Here is a 23,689-nt window from a genome sequence, read left to right as displayed (position 1 = left end):
TGACACAAAACAATAATTAAGCAAAAGAATATAGAAACAGAATAAATCAATTAGTTTTCTAAGATGAAAAAGTATGCAAAACAACGATTATTTATATATAAATACGACTGAAATAAAAAACTCAATTGCAGTCAAACGACTATCAATCAGAGAGCTAATTTGAAATAAAATCTAAAAATAGAATGGGTAGCAAGGAGCATTATATAAAGAAAAAGACCTGAGCATTCTGCTCAGGTCTTTAAGATCAAATGTTATATATAATGCAGTGCTTATTAGAAGTTATATGCCAATCTTGTAAAGAAGACACGACCCGGCGAAAAAGAAGCATTTTGGAAATTAATGCTTCGAGGTTTGTAAGCAATAATATTATCTACTCCTAAGGTTATGCTATAACGTTGTAGGAAAGTTTCTGTAACAACTAAGCGTGTAGTCGGGAATCCTTCGTATTTAATAGGAATCATTTTCGGAGCTTTAGTTGCCGGATCTTGCCCCTCTATGTTGGTATCTATGCCGGAGTAGTATTGCCCCATCAAATTTACACTCAAACTGTGATGAGCCCAAGCCTTGTACCACTTAATGCTTCCAAGTATATTGTGTGGACGAGTGAGAGAAGTCTTGTAAGTTTTACCATCCACATTAACATATTGAGGATCGTGAGTGTAGAGATAGTTCAAAGAGAAAGTAAGCCCATTCACCGGTCTCCATGTCAGTTGAGCATCAGCAACAGTCATGCTACTTGTATTATCAATATTAACATAGTACTGGTCATTGTTGCTCTTTGCTCTCAACACGATTCTGTCCTTAAACCTTGTGTGTGTTACTCCACTATTTATACTCAATGTATGTTTATGATTCCACTCCAAGTTAACCAACATCTGTCTTGCTGTTTCCGGTTTGAGATTCGGGTTTCCCAAAATATAAAAACGTCCTAAATGACTCCAATTGAAATAGAGTTCCATTGCCGTTGGAGACTTAAATGCCTCATAATAGCCGAGACGCATCTTGACATTATTATAAGATAAAGAAGCAGAAATCTTTGGACTCAGATGAGTGCCATAGGCAGAGTGAATGTCTGAACGCAGACCATATAGAAGTTGGAAATGCTTTGATGGGCTCCATAAATGCTGCCCGTAAAGAACGAAATATCCAAGCTTTTTGGTTTCCTTGTTTTCAGCAATCTGATAAGAGTTTATAAGCTCGCTGTTTGCTTCTGCACCGATGTTCAAATCTCCTATCTTCTTATCTGAAAAAGCATACATTGCTTTCGCCATGTGCTTGATATTCTTATACAAGAAGAGTTTATTATCTGTCTCTTTCTTAGGATAGAAACGGTGTCTTAATGAAAAGTCTGTGTTATAAGATCCTTGAATGGAATGCTTTTCTGAAAGTCCCCAATTGAAGCTGACCATATTATTCAGATAATCATACTTATCGTTGTAATATTCATTCAGCTCTTGTTTTCTTGTGTTACCTGAAAGACTCCACTTTATCGAGACATTATCGAGAGGCTTCCACTCTAGTCTGTTAGCAGCACGATAGATTGTATTCTTGAAGAGATCCAAAGACTCGTCTTCTTTTTGATTAGAAAGCTTATACCCACCCTCTACTCCTGTGGAAAAAGATGTAAGATTGGAGAGTCTTTTCTGACGAAAACCGACTCCAATATGGGCATTATGTTGCTTGATAGTAGAAGAGCCAACAGAAGCATTGAAAGAGAATGGTTTTCTGTTCTCTTTGGTAATAAGATTGATAACTCCTGCAATAGCATTAGAGCCATACAAAGCACTACCGGCACCCTTAACAACCTCTACTCTCTCTATCATATCCGGAGAGAGCCTGGAGAGATCCACAGATCCGCTTCGCATACCAGCCATCTCCTCTCCATCTATAAGGATTGCGGTATATTTGGAATCCAATCCCTGAATCTTCATTCTGGTAACCCCTCCGTGATCGCTTAGCTCTATTCCAGGTATCGTATACAGGAATAGCTCATTCATTGTAGTGGGAATAATTTTCTCTATCTGTGAACGCCCTATGATGTGTGTAGGAACCGGGAGCTGTTCCAAATGGCGTTGAGTACGAGTAGCCGTAACAATCACATGGTCGTCCAACTGATATGTGTGAGACCTCATGTAGATTTTGAGATTTGTCAGATCCTTAAGCAAAGCAAGTGAGAGTCTTTCCGGTTCATACCCTTTGCAAGTAAAGATGACTCCCTTTACATCTGACTTTTTTAGATCGGAAAGATTAAATGCAAATTCTCCCTTATCGTTGGTCAGAACTTCTCCTGCTATCTTCCCTCCTTTTTTCTTAAGGATGACACGTACATTGTTCAAAGGCTTTTCAACCTCTCGGTCCAATACCACTCCTTTTACCTCTACTTGTGCTTGCACAGCAACAATGCAAAAAGTGGATAGTATAACCAATAGTGCTATTTTTAGTCTGCTTATCATTGCTTTTTATTTCTTTTCTCTTTCTCAAGAGGGGAAAAATAAAGAGCCATTCTTAGCTCCAAATGATGCTGAGAGTGGCTCTTTTTATTGTTAAAAAGTAGTGTTTAGATTTTAGATACTACATAATCACAGTTTGACATACTTAAAGCTAATATGTCCTCCCTTTCCTTCTTCGGAAAGAACTCCTGTAAACTGCAACTTGTAATATGTCTTACCATCTGCTGCAAGAAAAACAAAGATCTTTTTGTTTACGACATACATCTTGGTTGGATCTCCTCCCATTTCTTTCATATTCACAGTGAAAGATCCGATCGTATTCTTCAAGAAGTTATCATTGTCCGTAAGGCAGAATCCTTTCTCCAAAAGATAAGGAGCCGCTTGATTGCCCATATTGACCCCAACAGGAATAAGAATCTCTTTATTTTCGATCATCTTAGCAGGTTCCGGAGAAGCCTTTGCATCAAAATCAGTTGCATCAAGCATCTGAGCTTTTGCTTTTCCTAAGAAATTCTTGTCGTTGACTCTTATCTGCTGTCTATGGAAAGCCACATCCCAGTCCTTGCTTTTCGTGGGATCTTCAACCTTTACGACCTTGCCGGTTTCAAAAGAAAAATAAGCCCATTCCGTATAGGAGTTAGCTCTAATATAAGAAGCTGTTTTAACCTCATTCTTTTGAGGAACATCCGGCTTATTCTGATCCTTTTTACAGCTTGTAAAGAAAACTCCCAAACATACTGCTGTTAGCAGCATAAATGTCTTTGTCAAAGTAATTTTTTTCATTGTTTTGTATGTGATTTGATTGTACTAAAGCTACCATTATCCATGTAGTTTTCGGTTGCAAAGATAGAAGTCAGCAAAAACGGCAACAATCACAATTTATAGGTAAAATAGCACACAAAACAATCAAATTTGACAATAATTAGGGAGCAATCAGAAGGCCTACTTTCCCTCTAATAAACATGACACGTTCTAAGCTAAGATGCATAAGATGCAATCACAATAAGAGACAACAAATACAGATTTATACCGTAAGTTGCATACACAAGAAGCTCCAACAATGGATTTTTTGCATCGGCATTATGATGATACATGACATCATACTCAAAATTTCTGGTTCTCCATTTAAATTTCGGCTTCATAAGAAACAGTGGATTTCTTTGACTATCTGTCATCTCAAAATTCTTACCGAATATATTCTTACTCTTGACTGTATAGGTTTCTTCGGTATCTCCATCGGTCAAATGGATAATGATATTCCATTTCCAATTGAATCGAATATCTCCTTTACACACTCCATTTTTTAGTATATCATACCTACTATGCCATATATTATGAGGACGAATTTCTATTCGTTCTCCGTTGAATTCGAAACCTGCAACACTTGAGAAGTGGCTTTTATAGATTACTTGCACCACTCTTCTATTTTCTATTTCCACAGCAAAGTCGCCCCTCGATGCTGTTGATTTTATAACTGTATTCATAAGCCCTGAAGGATTTATTTATCTAATTTGAAGATACAAATATAGGTGTTTGAGTCAAAAAACACCTATCCATGACAAGAAAGCAAAATAAACCATGATATTATAGCAGTCAGGATAAATATCAAAAGTAAAAAACATGTATCTTGTAAGCAGAAAAAATTCCCCCTTAATGGGTATATCCATCAAAGCAAAAAGAAGAAAAGTAGAAAAATATGGCTTTTTACATACACATATATAGTGATTAAAGAAAAAAGCACATAATTTCATGCTAAAGTATCGGAAAGACAAAATAAATAGTTTAACTTTGCCGGCAAACAGAATAATAAATATATAAACAGTTTTAAACCCACTAAACACTTATCATTTCTATGTGGTTATTTAATTCATCTATTGGGAAGAAGGTCTTAATGAGTTTGACCGGATTCTTTCTTATTGTATTTCTATTAGTTCATGCGACCATAAATGTTGTCGCAATCTTTTCTGAAAGTGGTTACAATGCAGCTTGCGACTTTATGGGAACAAATCCCATAGTTCAGTTCATGGTACCTGTTTTGGCATTAGGATTTATTCTTCACATTGCCTACGCTTTTGTGCTTACAATCCAAAATCGTAGAGCAAGAGGAACGGACAGGTATGCTTCTTCCAGTAAGACCGGAATAGATTGGTCTTCCAAGAACATGCTCGTTCTCGGTATTATTGTCTTGGGCGTATTGGGATGGCACCTAACTCACTTCTGGTCTAAGATGCAACTCTTGGAATGGACCGGTCAGGCTCCTGAAAAAGGCTTTACTCTCGTAGCCCAAACATTTTCCAATCCTATCGTGGTAGTATGCTACCTTGTGTGGTTGTTAGCCATTTGGTTCCACCTTTCTCATGGCGCTTGGAGTGCTTTCCAAACTCTTGGGCTCAACAATAAGATTTGGTTTAAGAGACTAAGAGTTATAGGTATCATCTATGCAACGATTGTATGCTTGATGTTTGCAGCAGTAGCTGTATCATTCTATCTTAACTCTCTTGGTCTGTGTGACAATATCGGTCACATTTGGACACTTGGTTCACATGCGGCGGAGCACACAATGGTTCCGGCTCTTTAATGTTTAATCCTGATTAGAATATCACAACTTATGTCACATATATTAGAAGCTAAAATTCCACAAGGGCCTTTGGCTGAAAAGTGGACCAACTATAAGAGCCACCAAAAGCTGGTAAACCCGGCGAACAAGCGTAGATTGGATGTCATCGTTGTAGGAACAGGTCTTGCAGGAGCTTCGGCGGCTGCATCTCTTGCCGAAATGGGATTCAATGTTTATAACTTCTGTATTCAGGACTCTCCGCGTAGAGCACACTCCATTGCAGCGCAAGGTGGTATCAATGCGGCTAAGAACTACCAAAATGACGGAGACTCTGTATATCGTCTCTTCTATGACACCATCAAGGGTGGCGACTACCGTGCAAGAGAAGCAAATGTTTACCGTTTGGCAGAAGTATCCAACTCTATTATAGACCAATGTGTTGCTCAAGGTGTACCATTTGCACGTGAATACGGCGGTCTCCTTGATAACCGTTCATTTGGTGGAGCGCAAGTATCACGGACATTCTATGCTCGTGGACAGACTGGTCAGCAGCTGTTGCTTGGAGCATACTCTGCTCTCTCTCGCATGGTCGGCTTGGGTAAAGTTAAGCTCTTTACTCGCTACGAAATGTTGGATGTTGTTATTATAGAAGGTAGAGCTCGTGGTATCATTGCTCGTAATCTTGTAACAGGTAAGATTGAGAAATTTGCGGCTCATGCCGTAGTAATTGGTACAGGAGGATATGGTAACGCATTCTTCCTTTCTACCAATGCGATGGCAAGTAACGGATCGGCCGCTTGGCAGTGTTATAAGAAAGGAGCATTCTTCGGAAATCCTTGTATGGCTCAGATTCACCCTACTTGTATTCCTGTTCATGGAGATTTCCAAAGTAAGCTGACCTTGATGTCCGAATCTCTTCGTAATGATGGACGCATTTGGGTACCAAAGAAAATAGAAGATGCGAAAGCAATACGTGAAGGTAAGCTCAAACCAACACAAATAAAAGAAGAAGATCGAGACTACTACTTGGAACGCAGATACCCTGCGTTCGGTAACCTTGTTCCTCGTGACGTTGCTTCTCGTGCAGCGAAAGAACGTTGTGATGCAGGCTTTGGTGTAGGGACTACCGGACTTGCCGTTTATCTTGACTTTGCAGATGCGATCAATAGAATGGGCAAGAATGTCGTAGAGCAAAAGTATGGTAACCTCTTCCAGATGTATGAAAAGATCGTGGATGACAACCCATACGAGACGCCTATGATGATCTTCCCTGCAATTCACTATACCATGGGAGGTCTCTGGGTGGATTATGAGTTGATGACAACCGTTCCGGGATTGTTTGCAATCGGAGAAGCGAACTTCTCGGACCACGGAGCCAATCGTCTTGGAGCTTCTGCTCTTATGCAAGGTTTGGCGGACGGTTACTTCGTTCTTCCTTATACTATACAGAACTATCTTTCGGATCAAATACAAGTTCCTCGCTTCTCTACAGATCTTCCAGAGTTTGCAGAAGCAGAACGCCAGATTAAGGAGCGTATCAATAAGCTGATGAACATCAAGGGTAAACGCTCTGTAGACAATCTACACAAGGAGCTTGGACACATCATGTGGGAGTATGTAGGTATGGGACGTGAAGCAGAAGGACTTAAAACAGCCATCACCAAGCTAAAAGAGCTGAAGAAAGAGTTTTGGTCTAACGTACGCATACCGGGAGAAGCCGAAGACTTCAATGTTGAGCTTGAAAAAGCTCTAAGACTTGCCGACTTTATAGAGATAGGCGAGCTTATGGCACATGATGCTTTGGATCGTGAGGAGTCTTGTGGTGGGCACTTCCGTTTGGAACACCAGACAGAAGAAGGAGAGGCTCTCCGCCATGACGATCAGTTCTCTTACGTTTCTTGTTGGGAATATAAAGGAGAAAATGCAGATCCTGTAATGCACAAAGAGGTTCTGGATTACGAGTTCATTGTACGTCAACAACGTAATTATAAGAGCTAACCCACGGCATTATTCTAACCCTTTTAACTATTTATGAACAATGGACAAGAACATCAATATAAAAGTAAAAGTTTGGAGACAGAAGAATGCCAAGACTAAAGGGTATTTCGAAACTGTCGAACTTAAGAATATCTCCCAAGGAAGTTCGTTCTTGGAGATGTTGGACATACTCAACGAAAAGCTTATCAGCGAAGGACAAACTCCGGTAGCTTTCGATCATGACTGTCGCGAAGGTATCTGCGGTATGTGTTCTCTATATATCAATGGTCACCCGCATGGACCCGATTCTGAGATTACCACTTGCCAGCTTCACATGCGTAAGTTTGAAGAAGGAGACACTATCACCATTGAGCCTTGGCGCTCTGCAGGTTTCCCGGTCATTAGAGACCTTACTGTGGATCGTACTGCATTTGATAAGATTATGCAAGCTGGAGGTTTCGTATCGGTCAATACAGGAGGTATTCCTGATGCCAACTGCATTCCTATCCCTAAGAAGAATGCCGACTTGGCTATGGACGCTGCTTCTTGCATCGGTTGCGGTGCTTGCGTTGCTGCGTGTAAGAATGGTTCTGCCATGCTGTTTGTCTCTGCCAAGGTAAGCCAGTTTGCGCTCCTGCCTCAAGGTAAGGTGGAAGCCAACAGACGAGCAAAAGCGATGGTGGCAAAGATGGATGAGCTTGGATTTGGTAACTGTACCAATACTCGTGCATGCGAAATGGAGTGTCCGAAGAACGTATCCATCAGCAATATTGCTCGTCTTAACAGAGAGTTTATCAAGGCAAAGTTTAAGGACTGATACCATATACATATATACAAAAAAGCACGATCCCTCAAGGTCGTGCTTTTTTGTATATAGTAGAATTATTCATATCTTTGCCCATGTTGAGAGTGATAAAACTTATTGTATCACAAAAAAACAATTAGGATTATGAACAAAAATCTTTTCTATTTAATCATAGCTGTCTTGACACTGTTTGTAGGCTCTCAGACCGTATCTGCACAAGAGACTAAAAGAGCCATCATAGAAGCTCCGTCGCCTACTCACGACTTTGGTAAGATCAAAGAGAAAGATGGTAGCGTCAAGCACGACTTTGTCATTATCAACAAGGGAACAGCTCCTTTGGTCATAACCAAGGTGATGTCCTCTTGCGGATGCACTACTCCCAAATACAGCCAAGAGCCGATAGCTCCGGGCAAGAGCAGTGTCATTACGGTTGTTTATGACCCTACCAATCGTGTCTATCCATTCGTAAAAACAGTCTCTGTTTACAGCAATGGTAAAGATGGTGCTCCTCTTATACTTACAATAAAAGGGGTGGTAGAATAGAATCAGAAGGATAGAGGAACCTCTCTGTCCGTAAGTGTAATAACAAACGGCATACACTCTAATATACGCAGTTATCTTAGGTGTATGCTTTTCTCATTTATATGCAACAGACTTCACCGACACAGCCCTCTCCCCGTCCTATTCAGTTTGCGCTCAAACAAGGGTTGATCTTAGGGCTTTACATGATTTTGAATCTCTCGTGGGTTCTTCTCAACCGGAACATTATCTCCGTGGTTTTCATGGTACTGATGTTTCTCTTTTACCCTGTGCTTATTTACCTGTTGGTTTGCAAGTATAGGGACACAGAGCTTCAGGGCAGTATCAGCTTCTCGCGTGCAGCTCGTTATACCATTCTGCTTGTCTTCTTTGCCACCATTATATATGCGGGGGGGCAGATGGTTATCTATCGCATCTTATTCCAAGACGACACGTTCATACGCTCATTGGAGGCGGCATACGACTCATTCGGTCAGCTTGCGGAGCAGACAAAGTCCGGGCAGGACAGGGAACGCATAGAGGCACTGCTCGAAAGCATCCGGAGCATAACGCCGTTCCGTCTGATGTTGGCGATGTGCAACTGGTCTCTCTTCTTCGGTCTCATATTCAGTATCGTGGTAGGCTTGCTTGCCAGGAAGAACAAATAATATGGTCATGCAACAGAACATAGACATCTCCATTGTCATTCCTCTTTACAACGAGGAGGAGTCTCTGCCGGAGCTTTACTCCTGGATTGTTGAAGTGATGCAGCGGGAAGGGCTCACCTACGAAATCATTTTCATAGACGACGGCAGCAAGGACGGATCGTGGGAGTGCATCAAGAGCCTGCGCCGGAAGTCGGACTGTGTCAGGGGCATCAGGTTCACCACGAACTACGGCAAGTCCCCGGCTCTTCACCATGGCTTCGAGCTTGCGCAGGGCAGGGTTGTCATCACGATGGACGCCGATCTTCAAGACTCTCCCGATGAGATTCCGGAGCTTTACAGGATGATCACCCAAGAGGGCTACGATCTCGTTTCGGGCTGGAAGAAGAAACGCTACGATCCGCTCACCAAGACGATGCCGACCAAGCTCTTCAACGCCACGGTGAGAGCGGTATCGGGGATAAAGCTGCACGACTTCAACTGCGGCCTCAAGGCATACAAAAACGAAGTGGTAAAGAGCCTTGAAGTCTACAACGACATGCACCGTTTCCTCCCCTACATGGCAAAGCAGGCGGGGTTCGGCAAGATAGGAGAAAAGGTTGTCGTGCATCGGGCCAGGAAGTATGGCAGTACGAAGTTCGGGCTCAATCGCTTCGTCAACGGCTACCTGGATCTGATGGTTCTTTGGTTCATCGGCCGTTTCGGCAAGAAGCCCATGCACTTCTTCGGGTTGCTTGGCAGCCTGATGTTCTTCATCAGCTTCATTGCGCTCTGCGTGGTGGGGGCGGACAAGCTCATCGCCATTCTGAACCACACCTCTGCGCCCTTGGTTACCTCCCGTCCCTACTTTTACCTTGCGCTTACGGGGATTATCCTTGGCGTTCAGCTCTTCCTCACCGGATTTTTGGGCGAACTTCTGTGCCGCACCTCCCCCGGACGCAACCATCACAACATACGAGAAACCCTCTAACCACCCCACACTCTCATGAGACGCACCCTGCTTCTTCTTCGGCTCCTTGCCATGGCGTTCTTGCCGCTGCTCATCTCTTGCGGCAAGCGGAAAGCGCCCTACATCACCATGAACGGCACGGCATTCCACACCACCTACCGCATCATCTACCGGAGCGAGGAAGATCTGATGGAAGAGATACAGGCCACCATGAAATCTTTCGGGGAAAGCCTGAACAACTTCGACTCTCTCAGCCTCATTTCCAGGGTCAATCGGAACGAAACCCATCTCGCAGACAGCCTTCTTGCGCGCGTCATCCTCACAGCCCAAGCCGTATCCCGAGCCACGGGCGGAGTGTACGACATCACCGGCTCGCCCTACTTTGAGGCATGGGGATTCGGCACCAAAGGAAAAATACGACACGCCCCGACTCCCGAGCAGCTCGACAGCCTCCGACAATACGTCGGCTACGACAAGATCTCCATTCGGGAGGACTCCATTGTCCACAAAGCAGATCCGCGCGTCACCGTCCACGCCGTCTCCCTCTCCAAGGGCTACCTTTCCGACCTCATCGGGCACACGCTCGAACGCCACGGTGTCTCGGACTACATGGTCGAGTTCGGAGGCGAGCTGGTCTGCCGCGGACAAAATGCACAAGGCAGCTGCTGGCGAGTAGGCATCAACCGCCCCGTCGAAGACTCCACGAGCACCATACAGGAGATCCGGTACATCCTCTCCATTTGCGACAGAGGCGCACTCGCCACCTCCGGCGACTATCGCAACTTCACCTTCGTGGACGGCAAAAAAGTAGCCCACACCATAGACGCCGGAACCGGAATGCCGGCCAACCAAAACATCCTGAGCGCCACCGTCAAAGCCCCCACCTGCATAGAAGCAGATGCTTGGGCGACAGCCTTCATGGGCTTGGGTCTTCAAAGAGCCATCGAAGTGCTCCGAGACCAACCCCGGCTCGAAGTCCTCTTCATCTACGTGGACGAAGAAAACAAAATCTCCACCTACACAAAAGGACTCTCCCCCGTAGAAGCCCCATAACCTCCGGGACGAAAAGGAAAATCTGATCCGCAGGCAACGAAATTTCTGTACGTACACAAATATTTTTTTGTACGTACAGAAATTTTTTTTCGTGCGCACAGAAATTTTTTTTCGTGCGCACGTAAATTTTTTTTCGTGCGCACGTAAATTTTTTTTCGTGCGCACATAAATTTTTTTTCGTGCGCACATAAATTTTTTTTCGTGCGCACAGAAATTTTTTTTCGTGCGCACATAAATTTTTTTTCGTGCGCACAGAAATTTTTTTTCGTGCGCACGGAAATTTTTTTTCGTGCGCACGGAAATTTTTTTCCTTACCTATAAAAATGCCCTTTCTTTCGGACAAAAATTCTCTTTCTTTCGGACAAAAATTTCTTTTTATACGTATAAAAATTATTTTTTGTTCTGACGAAAAATTTTTTCCGTTCGGATGAAAACTTATTTTCTACAGCATAAAAATAAACTCTAAAACGCACAAAAACTTCTTTTCATAAGCATGAAAATATTTTTTTATGCCTATGTAAATATATTTTTTATGCTAAAGAAAATACTTTTTGTACCTACAAAAATTTTCTTTCATGCCTACACAATTTTTTTTCTATGCCCATGAAAATTTTTTTCTATGCCCATGAAAAATTTTTTCTATGCCCATGAAATTTTTTTTCTTGGCCACGAAAATTTTTTTTCTTGGCCACAAAAATTTTTTTTCTTGGCCACAAAAATTTTTTTTCTTGGCCACAAAATTTTTTTTTCTTGGCCACAAAATTTTTTTTTCTTGGCCACAAAACTTTTTTTTCTTGGCCACAAAACTTTTTTTTCTTGACCACGAAACTTTTTTTTCTTGGCCACAAAAATTTAGTGCCTTCCGCAAGGAGGTGTCATGCTTCCCACAGACAGCCAAACGGCAGTGTATTAAAGCGGATCTCGGAGTGGGCGACTTTTTAAGGTCAAAAAGCAGAAAAAACATCCCTGAACGGCTTGTGGCGGCACAGGAACGGGTAGGGAGAAAACGAAAAGTTCCCGGCGCCAACGGATGCGGCACCGGGAACTTTTTGTTCCGGAAAGGAGTCGGAATCAGAGCGTTAGAACATCGGCAACTGATAGACGAACCCGACGGAAACCCTGTGTCTGAAAGGATCGGACTTCGCCTCGAACTTCCGCTCGGAGGTTCTGCCGACATAGGTGGCAAAGAAACGGAGATTGTTGTCCCGGTTCGGGTAAAACTCCACGCCGCCGAGGATGCCCATGGAAATGCGCCAGTCGCCCGCCTCGCGGTTGTCCTTGATCTCGCCCTGACCTTCGTACATACCTTTTGCGAAGATGTTCCAGCGGTCGGTCAGGCGGTAGTGCAGCTTGAGGATGTAGGAGAGGTTGTGCTCGTTCTCTCTGATGGGGACGAAGCGTTTTCTGTTGAGCCCCTCAAAGGAGTACATCAGGTCGAAATACCCTCCGAAGTTGCCCACGGAAAACTCGTGCCCAAGCGCCACGACGTAGGCGTTATGTCTTTCTGTCTGAGGCGAGTAGGAGACGCTGTAACGGGTCTTGAAGTGTCGGCCGAAGGCTCCGTTCCAGTTCAGAGAGTAGATGAACGGGAACATAGCTTCCTCCACTCCCATGGCACGGGCCTGCGGATAGTTGCTCTCGAACGAATGGATGCGCGAGTTCACCGCCTGGAGCTGGAACTGATGGTTCGGTGTGAGGCTGTACGCCACTTTCGCCCCCGTGAGAAAGGCAGGAAGGTATTCCAACATATCGGCATACTCGTAGACCTCTATCGGGTTCAGGTCGTACTCTATCCCTCCGTATGCCACGGCTTGTCTTCCCAGGAAGAGGGACCATCTGTCCGATAGTGCCAGACCGATCCCGGCGACGTCGACCGAAGCCGAAAGGTTGTCTATGGTGTTGGTGCCGTCGTTGTGGCGGTTGAGCCTCTGTCTCCAGTGGTAAGAGAGCCACGGATTGATCTGTCCTTTGGCTTCGATTCGCAGCTGGCGTACCTCGAAAGCGGCTCTCGGAATTTCCTCCCCCGCCTGTGTCCTGCTCAGGGCTGCCTGTGTGTTGAGGAACAGCTTGAACTTGTCCTGCCTCGACTTTACCAGATGAATCTGCTCAGCCAGCGACTCCTCCGATGCTGCCAAGACTCTCTGCTGCTGCGCATGAGCCGTGCCGCAGAAAAGAGACGCAACCAAAAGAAGGGCTGAGGTGGTTGTCATAATTGTTTTCATAGAATGTGTATTAAGAGTTGTTTAGTTATTTTCAGCGGAAACAAAGGTAAGAAATTAAAGGAGATTCCATCTCATCCGACACTTTTTCTTCTCTATTCATCTGCGAGAGCCGAAGCCATCCGTTGTGTAGGCAGAGAGAATTTTATACCTTTGTATGCCGGTGAATGAGAGCATAATAATCTTATCATAGCTTTAGAGATGAGGGACAAACAACAGAAACACAAATCCGGATTCATACACGCACGGATCATAAGTATTATAAGCATATCTCTTGTACTCTTCCTACTCGGAATCATATCCATGTTCGTCCTCGTGGGCTATGGCCTCAAGGATCACGTCCGGGAGAGCGTCTCGTTTACGATAGAGCTGAAGTCCGATGCCTCCGAAAGTGAGGCTGCCCGGATGATAAAAGACCTGGAGAGCAAGGCTTATGTGAAAGAGGTGGCTTACATATCCAAGGAGGATGCGCTGAAAGAGCTGACCGAAGAGCTGGGAGAGTCGCCCGAAGAGTTTTTGGGCTGGAATCCCCTCAACGCGTTTCTGGAGGTGAAAGTGAAAGGAGACTATGTTGCCAACGCGGATAGCCTCGCCGTGGTCGAAGCCGGCATCCGGAGCTATGCCCCTATGGAAAGATTGAGCTACAAAAAAGATCTGCTCGAGAAGGTCAACAGCAATATAAAGACAGCAAGCTACATTGTCTTCGGCTTTGCAATAGTGCTGCTTGCCATCTCGTTCTTCCTGATAAGCAATACGCTTCGCCTGGTGATATACTCGCGCCGATTCAGTATATATACAATGAAGTTGGTGGGTGCCACTCCCGGCTTTATCCGAAGGCCTTTCATCAGATACAACATCGTAAGTGCGCTCATAGCCTCCTCAATAGCTGTAGCCGGGCTTGGCTGGCTCTGGTTTTATGCCACCAAACAGTTCCCGGTACTCTCCTCCATCCTCTCCGCTACCAATGGCGCAATAGTTATCGGTACGGTCTTTGGATTTGGTCTTATTATCGCTCTTATCTCATCTTTCTTTGCAGTCAATAAATACCTCCGTATGGACGTAAACAGGCTGTACAAGATATAAGAGCAGATTTCCACATACATATTTTCTTTTTTGCTTTATAATGAGTTCATGAATATGGATCAGAAAAAATATCGCCCCTTTCTATACGGAAAGACAAACCTCATTATCCTTGTCGTATCTCTTCTATTGGTGGTTTTAGGATACATACTTATGGCAGGGGGAGACTCCCCCGATGGCGTGTCTTTCAATCCGGAAGTGTTCAGCACGACACGTATACGCATAGCTCCCATGCTCTGTACAATAGGATACATAGGCATACTTGCCGCTATTCTATACAAGGGAAAGCATGAGTAGAATAGAGGCTTTCATTCTTGCGATCATAGAGGGAATCACAGAGTTTCTTCCCGTTTCCAGCACCGGGCACATGGTAGTGGCTCAAGGGCTGATGGGAATGGAAAGCACTGCTTATGTCCGCGCCTTTACGGTCATGATACAGCTGGGAGCAATACTCTCCGTAGTGGTGTTATACCGGGAACGATTCTTTCAGATATCTCCGAAGAATAAAGCTCAAACATCCTCGGCATGGCTTGCATCTGTCGGGCACTTCTACCTCAAGTTGTTGGTAGGCATCATCCCCGCAGCAGTGCTGGGATTTCTATTCAATGACTGGGTGGATAAAATGTTGGGCAGTATAATGGTAGTCATTGCGAACCTCTTTATCGGAGGTGTTGCGATGCTGTTCATAGACAGAATCTCTTTCCGAAAAAGCGGAGAAGAAGTGTCGTACAAGCAAGCCTTCTTGGTTGGTCTTTGGCAGTGCATAGCCATCTTTCTTCCGGGCATCTCACGTTCGATGGCAACGATAGTAGGCGGACTTTTCTCAGGTCTCACTAAAAAAAGTGCGGCAGAGTTTAGCTTCTTTCTTGCCGTCCCGACCATGTTTGGTGCTACCCTGCTCCAAGCCTACAAGCTATACAAAGAGTTCGGGATGCAGGTGTTTGTAGATAATGCCGATACACTTATCATAGGCAATGTGGTCAGCTTCATAGTTGCGATGCTGGCGATCAAGTTTTTTGTCAGCTACATCAGCAGAAAAGGCTTTGCGGCATTCGGAGTCTATCGGATTCTATTTGCCTCCGTTGTGGGAGTGTTGGTATATTTGGGAATCACTTTCATGATTTGACAGGATGCAGGAAAGCGTTATCGAATATTTTAGAGCAGGCAGAATCTTAGCCATAGATAAGCCTTTGAAGTGGACCTCCTTTGATGTTGTGAACAAATGCCGTTGGATGTTGTGCAAAACACTTGGCATAAAAAAACTCAAAGTAGGTCATGCCGGGACTTTAGACCCTTTGGCTTCGGGTGTGGTAGTCCTCTGCATAGGAAAGAGCACAAAAGATATAGAGAAGATCCAGCTTCAAAAGAAAGTCTATCGGGCTACCATAAAATTTGGAGAGACGACCCCTAGCTTCGACTTAGAATCCGAAGTGGATAATACCTACCCGTGGGAGCATATCTCTCGAAAGTCAATAGAGGATGTATTACCCCGGTTCATAGGATCCATCAAGCAGATACCTCCCATATTCAGTGCCTGTAAAATAGAAGGGAAAAGAGCCTACGAACTGGCAAGAAAAGGGAAAGAGGTAGAGCTTGAGCCAAAGCAAATCGAAATCTACGACATATCTGTTCTTGGATTTAATCCTCCCTACCTGAGTCTGGAGATCAGCTGTGGAAAAGGGACATACATACGCTCTCTGGCAAGGGATTTGGGCACAGCATTGGATAGTGGAGCGCATCTGACCGAATTGGCACGCCTATCCGTAGGAGAATATACGCTTGACAATGCGATAAAAATAGAAGAGTTTAGTAACTACATTGAGAATACAATAAAAAATATACAGCAATGAAATTATCCCAGTTTGTAATCAATATTCCGAATGAACTTATTGCACAATATCCGGCTCGCTTCAGGGACGAGTCTCGATTGATGGTAGTGCATAAGGATAGCGGAGAGATAGAGCACAAAACGTTCAAGGATCTTATCGAGTACTTCGGCAAGAATGATGTTTTTGTCATGAACAATACGAAAGTTTTCCCGGCTCGTCTCATTGGCAGTAAGGATAAAACAAAGGCTCTGATCAAAGTTTTTCTTCTGAGAGAACTGAAAGAAGAGTTGCTCTTATGGGATGTACAGGTAGATCCTGCCCGAAAGATAAGGATAGGAAATAAACTTTACTTCGGGGAGAATGAAGATCTTGTAGCCGAAGTGATAGACAATACTACCTCAAGAGGACGTACATTGCGCTTTCTTTTTGACGGGACACACGATGAATTTAAGGAAATCCTGTTTAGCTTGGGTAAAACTCCACTACCGGAATACATAGACAGAGAACCGGAAGAAGATGATGAGGAGAGATACCAAACGATAGTAGCAACAGAAGAAGGAGCTGTCGTGGCTCCTGCTGCAGGACTTCACTTTAGTAGAGAGCTTATGAAGCGCTTGGAAATTCAAGATTGCCACTTTGCATACCTTACTCTTCACAGCGGTTTGTGTGCTTATGAAGATATAGATGTGGACGATCTCACCAAATATAAAATGGGGTCGGAGCAAATGTCTGTTACTTCTTCATGTACCTCTGTCGTAAATAAATGCAAAGAAAAAGGAGGTAGAGTCATTTCCGTAGGAACAAGCACACTGAAAGCTTTGGAAACTTGTGTCAGCACGGATGGCTTTATAAAGGAGTTTGAAGGCTGGACCAGCAGATTTATCTTCCCTCCTTACGACTTCAACATGGCTGATGCTCTTATCACAAACTTCCATATGTCCCAATCTTCATTGCTTATGATGACTGCGGCTTTCGGTGGATACGATACCATCATGAATGCCTACAAGGTTGCCATAGAGGAGAAATATAAGTTTGGTGCTTATGGCGACGCCATGCTCATATTGTAATTAAGACCCGAACAAGATGCTCTGTCCTTTGTCTCCTTATAGATCTTGTTATTTGGCTCTCGGCTCCAATATTGGGGAGCGAGAGACTAATCTTAAAGAGGCTATTGCTCTCATTGGTGAGCGCATTGGAGAAGTCAAGCAGATTTCTTCTTTTATAGAGACGCAACCGATGGGATTCTCTTCCGAACACCTCTTTCTCAATGCAGCCATAGAAGTGCTTACTCCCTTGTCTCCTGAAGAGATACTGAAAAAGGCAAAAGAGATAGAGAAGGAGATGGGACGCAAAGAAAAATCGGGTCAGACCTATGAAGACAGACCCATTGATATAGATATTATCCTTGTAGGAAAGACCAATATCAAGAGTCCTCTGCTTTCTATTCCGCATCCTGCCTTTAGAGAACGAGATTTTGTACTCATTCCTTTAGTAGAAATAGCTCCTGATGTCGTAGATCCGATTACGGGAAAAACTATAGAGGAACTATGGAACAGATTTCGTGCACTTAACGCTTAACATCACGTCTAATGGGAAGATGGCTTGCTCTTGATATCGGAAAGAAGAGAACCGGAATAGCCGTAACGGATATTCTGAAGCTCATCCCCAATGGATTGGGATATGTGGAAACCCATCAACTTCTCCCCTTTCTCCAAAATTATACAAGTAAAGAGAGTGTAGAGAAGATTATCATAGGATATCCGAAACAGGCGGATGGTTCGGACTCGGAGAGTATGATATATATACAGCCGCTTGCAGTAAAAATAAAAAAAGCTTTTCCGTCTATCCCTTTGGACTGGGCAGATGAACGTTATACCACTACAATTGCACAAAAAAGCATGATAGAGGGAGGCATAAAAAAGATGAAACGGAGAGAAAAAGGTCTTGCAGACGAGATTGCTGCCGTGATCATACTGCGAGATTACATGGAAGCCAACCTACCTCCGGCAATACACAATTAAAAGATAGACTATATCGCTTAAACACAGACAGAAAAAACAATGATATTACCTATTTACCTCTACGGAACAGATGTACTACGCCGGGAAACAGCTCCCATAGAAGAGATAAACGATAGCATAAAGAAGTTGATCGATGATATGTTTGAAACAATGTATCATTCAGATGGAATAGGTCTTGCTGCCCCGCAAATTGGAAAAAGCTTAAAGCTTCTCGTCATAGATGCAGACCCTTTAGGAGAAGATTATCCCGAATGCAAAGGTTTCAAGAGAGTCATTATCAATCCCGAAATATTGGAAAGCAACGAAACAACAGTCTCTTTGCCCGAAGGATGTCTTAGCATTCCGGGTATTTCCGAGAATGTTGTACGCCCTACTCAAGTCAAAATTCGCTATCGCGATGAGAATTTTGAGGAAAAGACGGAAACATTGAACGATTTTGCTGCACGTGTTTTCCAACACGAACATGATCATATCACCCAGACACTCTTTACTGACAGAGTATCTCCTCTTAGAAAACAACTGATTAAAAATAAGCTTCTGAAGATATCCAAAGGTATTGTAAACTGCCACTATCGTACCGTGAACAAGTAGAACCAAATCTCCATAAGAGGTTGAATAGATAGAATATACCATGAAGAAGAAAGTCGGAATAGCCTTGCTACTCTGTATTGTAGCAACACTCTTTGCTCAAGCTCAAGTTGATACGAACAAAGCCTTATCTGTTGGTCGTAATGCTCTTCACTTCAAAGACTATCTTCTATCTATTCGCTACTTCTCTTCCGCCATATCCGCATCCCCTGAGAAAGCGGAGCCATACTTCTTTCGTGCACTCGCCAAACACTCTTTGGGAGACTATATCGGAGCAGAGATCGATTGCGACTCCTGTCTTCTTCGCAACCAGTTCATGTACAATGCCTATTTTTTGCGCGGTATCTCAAGACACGCTCTAGGTAAAGATTCTCTCGCTGCTCTGGATTATGAAAAAGTATTGTACAACAATCCCGATCATCAAGGTGCGTTACACAATTCGGCTTTGATTCATCTCACCAATAAGGAGTACGACGCTTTGGATAAAGATATTGCAAGACTTGAGCGGTTTTATCCCCAATATCTTCCTACTTACTTCATTCACAGTGGCTCGATGCTTGAAAGACAAGACACAACAACGGCAATCTCACTGTTGGAAAAGGTAAAATCTCTTGATGCTTTATCCTCCGAACCTTACAGGCTTTTATCCTCTATCTATTACAGCAAAAATAAGATCCCGGAAGCATTGAAAGAGCTGAACGGAGGTCTTGCCTTGAACAATAAAGACAAGAGGCTATACACACTTAGAGGAATTATCAACTACAAGATTCACAATATCCGAGAAGCACTCGAAGACTACACACAAGCCATATCCATAGACTCCGATGATCGTACGGCTCGATTCAATAGAGCTCAGCTCCGAATGAGGGTTGGCGATATGAATGCCGCTATTGAAGATTATGACGTTGTACTGGCTATCGAGCCTAAAGATCAGATTGCACGATTCAATAGAGGGCTTTTGAGAAAAGAGTTGGGAATATACAAAGGAGCCGTAAGCGACTTTGATGCGATTCTTAAAAGCTATCCCACATTCCTTCCTGCTCTTATGGCAAGAGCAGAGACACACAAATCTACGGGCAATGAGTCGGGATACAAGAAAGATATACGTGAGATTACAAGACTACAACAGCTTGCAGCAACCAATCGGGCTGCTCTCCCCTCTTCCCCTGCTCAAGATGAGGACGCTACTCGAAGCGAACAGGATCAGAATATAGAGAAGTTCAGAATGCTCATCCACAACTCTTCTTCTACAGATTTTACCAGTCTGTACAATGAAAACAATCGTGGAGAGCTTCAAGACAGAGAGGTTTCGTTGGATGCCGAACCGCTTCTCCGACTCTCTTTCTATGAGTTTTTACAAACAGATGCCATTCCTATCAGGATTAGAGACAAGGCAGTAGAACGAGCTCTTAGCAATCTCAATCCGGATATTACTCCTCAGATTGTGCTTTATACCCCGTCTCTTTCTCAAAGTATGATTGCAGAGCACTTGCAAAGAATAGACTCTCTTCAAAAGCAGAGCACACTCACAGCCAGAGATGCACTTGTTTTGGCGATAGACTTAGAGACGACCAAAGACTTTGACTCTGCAAATACCATCTACAACACTCGTTATAACGATACCAAAGATCCGCTCTGGCTGCTCTTGAGATCTACCGGGAACTACCTCTCGTACAGATCGGAGCAGACATCAGATCAGGCAACCAAACAGGAGAATAAAACCAAAGATTTTCTTGGAAAGAGTAGTTACAACAAGCTCGATGCCGCTCTAAAGACAGGGCAACACTCTCCACATCTTCAACAAGCGTTCAATGATTCCAAACAGCTCTTGACATTGTGGCAGGAAAGCCTTGTAGCCATGTATAACCATGGCACACTATTGTATCATGTAGGGCAATATCAGGAAGCGGTAAAAGTATTGACTCAGGTTTGTCTCAAAGATCCTACATTTGCCGCAGCCTTTTTCAATCTGGCATTGGCTCAATACGCGAGTGGAGACATTCTTTCCGGATCTCAGAATATGAGTTTGGCCGGTTCAAAAGGTATCTCCAGAGCGTATGCTATTCTCAAACGGATGCAGTAGAAAACAGAAAATGTTTTTCTCTTCTCCATATATGGCATAAAAAGAAATCGTACCGCTCGACTTCCGGAGACTGCTCCGAATGGTCGAACGATACGCTTGTACCAATCAAAAATAAACTTTTAAGTCGAAGCTGTGCCGAAGTTAAACTCCGGCACAGCCTTTTTTATTTAATCTCAACCGGAAAGAGTCCCATTTTCTTTGCCGTCTCAAGCATATAGGCATAAGCCTCGTCATACTCATTTTGTATCTTTCCATCAAGAATAGCCTCTTTGATCGCCTCCTTTATCACACCCACTTCTTTCGAGGGAGAAAGATTATAGAGTTGCATTATCATCTCTCCTGTAATGGGGGATTTGAAATTCCGAATCCGATCTTTCTCTTCAACCTCCACCAGCTTCTGCCTTACAATGGCAAAGTTTCGGAGATACTTCTCTACTTTTTTAGGGTTCTTGCTGGAAATATCGGCTTCGCAGAGCGTCATGAGATCGTCTATGTGATCTCCTGCATCAAACAACAATCGTCTTATAGCAGAATCCGTAACTCCCTCATCCGCAAGCTGCGAAGGTCTCATATGAAGAAATACAAGTTTCTGAACATACTTCATTTTATCGTTCAGGGGGAGTTTTATTCGCTTGAATATCTTCGGAATCATTCTCGCACCCTCTATATTATGGTTGTGAAAGCTCCATCCGAAACCTTTCTCATAACGCTTTGTTTTCGGTTTGGCTATATCATGGAACAGCCCAGCCAATCTCAGGTAAAGGTCAGACGTAACATTCGCAATGTTATCCAACACAATAAGGGAGTGGCTGAAGTTTTCCTTATGCCCCACCCCGTCTATTGTCTCCGCTCCTTTCAGCAAAACAAGTTCGGGAAGATAGTAAGAGAGCAGCCCCGTGTCCATCATCAGCTCCAGCCCCAAAGAGGGACGAGGAGAGAGAATAATCTTCTTGAACTCATCCGAAATCCGTTCCATAGAGATAATCTCTATACGTTCATGCTTGCGAACAATGGACTCCAACACTTCCGGAACCACTACAAAGTCGAGTTGCGTAGCAAAGCGGATAGCTCTCATCATCCTGAGAGGATCATCTTCAAATGTTGCATCCGGATTTTGGGGTGTTCTGATGAGTCTGTTCTCTACATCCTTCAAGCCATCGAACGGATCTATAAACGCTCCGAAACTCTCCTTGTTCAGAGATATAGCCATCGCATTTATGGTAAGATCGCGACGGATAAGATCATCTTCCAGCGTTCCGTCTTCCACTATCGGCTTACGGCTATCGCTTCGGTAGCTCTCCTTTCGTGCCCCGACAAACTCTACCTCATACCCTTTATATTTAATCTGTGCCGTCCCAAAATTCTTGAAAACCGAGAGCGAACACTTCTTACCAAAATTCTTCTTGAGTGCCTGAGCCAGTTCGATGCCGTTCCCGACACAGACAATATCTATATCCTTGGAAGGGCGATGCATAACAATGTCTCTGACGAAACCTCCAATAATGTAAGTTTCGAGACCTAACTCATCGGTACATCGGGCTATTGCGTCAAAGATACCATCACTCAATGCTGCCTCTATATCCGCTTTCAACGATTCGGGTATAGAGCGAAAAGAGAGATCCGGTCTATTTAGTTCCGTTGCTGTCAAACTCATCTGTCAGATCTGTATATTCATCAAACAAGAAGTCGTTGTAGGGATATCTGAGCGTATGCAGCTCTTTGACTCTGTCATAAATCCGACTTCTAAACTCCTCCAATCCTTCTCCACTCTTAGCCGATATAAACAATACATCCGCACCAAGATTTTTCAACCATGTCTGCTTAATATCTTCAAGACAGATATTCTCTTTGGTCTCCGGAGTAAGATCATCTTCATCTTTCTGAACAAAGGAGAAAGCATCTATCTTATTAAAGACCATAATTGTAGGCTTACGTTCCTCCTTCAAAATTTCGGAAAGAGTAGACTCTACCACAGCTATATGATCCTCAAAAGATGGATGAGAAACATCCACAACGTGCAGGATAAGATCTGCTTCCCGAACTTCATCGAGAGTGGATTTGAAAGACTCTATGAGCTGAGTAGGAAGTTTACGAATAAATCCGACCGTATCCGAAAGAAGAAATGGAAGGTTACGAATGATCACCTTTCTAACGGTGGTATCCAAAGTGGCAAAGAGCTTATTTTCAGCAAAAACATCGCTTTTGCTCACCACATTCATTATCGTAGATTTCCCGACATTGGTATACCCCACGAGGGCAACCCTGATGAGTTGAGCACGATTCTTTCTCTGTACGCTCATCTGCCTGTCTATGGTCTGCAGATCTCGTTTCAGCTTTGCTATTTTATCCAATATGATACGCCTGTCTGTCTCAAGCTGAGTTTCTCCGGGCCCGCGCATTCCGACTCCTCCACGCTGACGCTCCAAGTGTGTCCAGAGACCGGTAAGGCGTGGCAACATATAGTTGTACTGCGCCAACTCTACTTGAGTCTTGGCGTGTGCTGTTCGAGCACGAGCGGCAAAGATGTCCAATATCAGACTTGTACGGTCCAAGATCTTGACCTTTAGCTCTTTTTCGATGTTTCGCATCTGCTTCGGACCGAGTTCGTCATCGAATATTACCACTCCGATCTCTCCCTCTTGTGCCTCTATGTACATCTTGATCTCCTCCAGCTTTCCCTTTCCCACGAAAGTTGCCGGCTGCGGATGATCCAACCGTTGAGTAAACCTCATGACGGGTTCTACTCCGGCCGTCTGTGCCAAAAAAGCCAGTTCGTCCAAATATTCGGTTATTTCACTCTCTGTCTGTTCAGGCAGAATTAAACCAACAAGGACAGCCTTCTCGGATTCTGTGTCGGTTATGATAAAGTCTTTCATCTATTGGATCTACTTTTC

At 43.8% G+C, this 23,689-nt stretch carries 23 protein-coding genes; 16 read left to right on the top strand and 7 right to left on the bottom strand.

Annotation, left to right across the window (positions count from 1 at the left end; genetic code table 11):
* Positions 1 to 272: 272 nt before the first annotated feature.
* The 3 genes from HQ29_RS05665 to HQ29_RS05655 all read right to left on the bottom strand — a co-directional run bounded on the left by HQ29_RS05665 (position 273) and on the right by HQ29_RS05655 (position 3,934).
* Complete coding sequence (locus HQ29_RS05665; protein WP_036868156.1) at positions 273 to 2,453, bottom strand: TonB-dependent receptor; 2,181 nt, start codon at positions 2,451 to 2,453, stop codon at positions 273 to 275.
* Positions 2,454 to 2,579: 126 nt separating this feature from the next.
* Positions 2,580 to 3,233 carry an HmuY family protein gene (locus HQ29_RS09900; protein WP_052089871.1) on the bottom strand — a complete coding sequence of 218 codons (654 nt, stop codon included), beginning with the start codon at positions 3,231 to 3,233 and terminating at the stop codon, positions 2,580 to 2,582.
* A gap of 194 nt (positions 3,234 to 3,427) precedes the next feature.
* On the bottom strand, positions 3,428 to 3,934 hold the full coding sequence (locus HQ29_RS05655) for a hypothetical protein (protein ID WP_036868153.1): 507 nt from the start codon (positions 3,932 to 3,934) through the stop codon (positions 3,428 to 3,430).
* A 368-nt stretch (positions 3,935 to 4,302) separates the two neighbouring features.
* On the opposite strand from HQ29_RS05655, the gene HQ29_RS05645 reads away from it, so the two are divergent.
* From HQ29_RS05645 to HQ29_RS05615, 7 genes are all read left to right on the top strand, one after another.
* Complete coding sequence (locus tag HQ29_RS05645) at positions 4,303 to 5,028, top strand: succinate dehydrogenase (protein WP_036868148.1); 726 nt, start codon at positions 4,303 to 4,305, stop codon at positions 5,026 to 5,028.
* A gap of 30 nt (positions 5,029 to 5,058) precedes the next feature.
* Complete coding sequence (locus HQ29_RS05640; RefSeq protein WP_036788875.1) at positions 5,059 to 7,005, top strand: fumarate reductase/succinate dehydrogenase flavoprotein subunit; 1,947 nt, start codon at positions 5,059 to 5,061, stop codon at positions 7,003 to 7,005.
* A 40-nt stretch (positions 7,006 to 7,045) separates the two neighbouring features.
* Positions 7,046 to 7,801: a succinate dehydrogenase/fumarate reductase iron-sulfur subunit gene (locus HQ29_RS05635; RefSeq protein ID WP_036788873.1), complete on the top strand. Its 756-nt coding sequence runs from the start codon at positions 7,046 to 7,048 to the stop codon at positions 7,799 to 7,801.
* Between the two features lie 132 nt (positions 7,802 to 7,933).
* Entirely contained in the window at positions 7,934 to 8,332 is a 399-nt protein-coding gene (locus tag HQ29_RS05630; protein WP_036868145.1) for a DUF1573 domain-containing protein, read from the top strand.
* 101 nt (positions 8,333 to 8,433) lie between these two features.
* Positions 8,434 to 8,976: a DUF4199 domain-containing protein gene (locus HQ29_RS05625; RefSeq protein WP_152566496.1), complete on the top strand. Its 543-nt coding sequence runs from the start codon at positions 8,434 to 8,436 to the stop codon at positions 8,974 to 8,976.
* 19 nt (positions 8,977 to 8,995) lie between these two features.
* Positions 8,996 to 9,943, top strand: coding sequence for a glycosyltransferase family 2 protein (locus HQ29_RS05620; protein WP_036868424.1), 948 nt, complete (start codon positions 8,996 to 8,998; stop codon positions 9,941 to 9,943).
* Positions 9,944 to 9,958: 15 nt separating this feature from the next.
* Positions 9,959 to 10,975: an FAD:protein FMN transferase gene (locus tag HQ29_RS05615; protein ID WP_036863701.1), complete on the top strand. Its 1,017-nt coding sequence runs from the start codon at positions 9,959 to 9,961 to the stop codon at positions 10,973 to 10,975.
* Between the two features lie 617 nt (positions 10,976 to 11,592).
* Here the strand turns inward: HQ29_RS05615 and HQ29_RS05610 are convergent.
* Together HQ29_RS05610 and HQ29_RS05605 are read right to left on the bottom strand one after the other, a co-directional pair.
* Positions 11,593 to 11,799 (bottom strand): hypothetical protein, encoded by a 207-nt coding sequence (locus HQ29_RS05610; RefSeq protein ID WP_152566495.1) that lies wholly within the window; start codon positions 11,797 to 11,799, stop codon positions 11,593 to 11,595.
* 255 nt (positions 11,800 to 12,054) lie between these two features.
* A complete protein-coding gene (locus HQ29_RS05605; protein WP_052089868.1) occupies positions 12,055 to 13,185 on the bottom strand; it encodes a porin in 1,131 nt (376 codons plus the stop codon).
* Between the two features lie 210 nt (positions 13,186 to 13,395).
* Between HQ29_RS05605 and HQ29_RS05600 the strand changes: the two genes are divergently transcribed.
* From HQ29_RS05600 to HQ29_RS05560, 9 genes are read left to right on the top strand one after another with little or no spacing between them, the layout of a single operon-like run.
* Entirely contained in the window at positions 13,396 to 14,277 is an 882-nt protein-coding gene (locus HQ29_RS05600) for a cell division protein FtsX (RefSeq protein WP_036863711.1), read from the top strand.
* Positions 14,278 to 14,331: 54 nt separating this feature from the next.
* Entirely contained in the window at positions 14,332 to 14,571 is a 240-nt protein-coding gene (locus tag HQ29_RS05595) for a DUF3098 domain-containing protein (RefSeq protein WP_036868421.1), read from the top strand.
* Entirely contained in the window at positions 14,564 to 15,400 is an 837-nt protein-coding gene (uppP, locus tag HQ29_RS05590) for an undecaprenyl-diphosphatase UppP (protein WP_036868135.1), read from the top strand. Before HQ29_RS05595 ends, uppP begins: the two co-directional genes overlap by 8 nt.
* A 4-nt stretch (positions 15,401 to 15,404) precedes the next feature.
* On the top strand, positions 15,405 to 16,124 hold the full coding sequence (truB, locus tag HQ29_RS05585) for a tRNA pseudouridine(55) synthase TruB (protein ID WP_036788855.1): 720 nt from the start codon (positions 15,405 to 15,407) through the stop codon (positions 16,122 to 16,124).
* The gene (gene queA, locus HQ29_RS05580; RefSeq protein ID WP_036868132.1) at positions 16,121 to 17,170 is read left to right on the top strand and encodes a tRNA preQ1(34) S-adenosylmethionine ribosyltransferase-isomerase QueA; all 1,050 of its coding nucleotides are present in this window, start codon (positions 16,121 to 16,123) and stop codon (positions 17,168 to 17,170) included. Before truB ends, queA begins: the two co-directional genes overlap by 4 nt.
* 16 nt (positions 17,171 to 17,186) lie before the next feature.
* On the top strand, positions 17,187 to 17,681 hold the full coding sequence (folK, locus tag HQ29_RS05575; protein WP_036863720.1) for a 2-amino-4-hydroxy-6-hydroxymethyldihydropteridine diphosphokinase: 495 nt from the start codon (positions 17,187 to 17,189) through the stop codon (positions 17,679 to 17,681).
* Between the two features lie 11 nt (positions 17,682 to 17,692).
* On the top strand, positions 17,693 to 18,124 hold the full coding sequence (gene ruvX, locus HQ29_RS05570; RefSeq protein ID WP_036868129.1) for a Holliday junction resolvase RuvX: 432 nt from the start codon (positions 17,693 to 17,695) through the stop codon (positions 18,122 to 18,124).
* 39 nt (positions 18,125 to 18,163) lie between these two features.
* Positions 18,164 to 18,715 (top strand): peptide deformylase, encoded by a 552-nt coding sequence (gene def / locus HQ29_RS05565; protein WP_036868126.1) that lies wholly within the window; start codon positions 18,164 to 18,166, stop codon positions 18,713 to 18,715.
* Positions 18,716 to 18,755: 40 nt separating this feature from the next.
* Positions 18,756 to 20,795: a tetratricopeptide repeat protein gene (locus tag HQ29_RS05560; RefSeq protein WP_036868124.1), complete on the top strand. Its 2,040-nt coding sequence runs from the start codon at positions 18,756 to 18,758 to the stop codon at positions 20,793 to 20,795.
* Between the two features lie 163 nt (positions 20,796 to 20,958).
* Here the strand turns inward: HQ29_RS05560 and HQ29_RS05555 are convergent, their stop codons facing one another.
* Together HQ29_RS05555 and hflX are read right to left on the bottom strand one after the other, a co-directional pair.
* Positions 20,959 to 22,449 (bottom strand): CCA tRNA nucleotidyltransferase, encoded by a 1,491-nt coding sequence (locus tag HQ29_RS05555; RefSeq protein WP_082226848.1) that lies wholly within the window; start codon positions 22,447 to 22,449, stop codon positions 20,959 to 20,961.
* Positions 22,421 to 23,671, bottom strand: a complete 1,251-nt coding sequence (hflX, locus tag HQ29_RS05550) for a GTPase HflX (protein ID WP_036863730.1) — start codon at positions 23,669 to 23,671, stop codon at positions 22,421 to 22,423. Before hflX ends, HQ29_RS05555 begins: the two co-directional genes overlap by 29 nt.
* Positions 23,672 to 23,689: the final 18 nt, after the last annotated feature.

This window comes from Porphyromonas canoris (genome assembly GCF_000765975.1).
GTDB lineage: Bacteria > Bacteroidota > Bacteroidia > Bacteroidales > Porphyromonadaceae > Porphyromonas_A > Porphyromonas_A canoris.
Note: the sequence above shows the minus strand (reverse complement) of the source record. Positions and strands in the feature narration are given on the sequence as shown.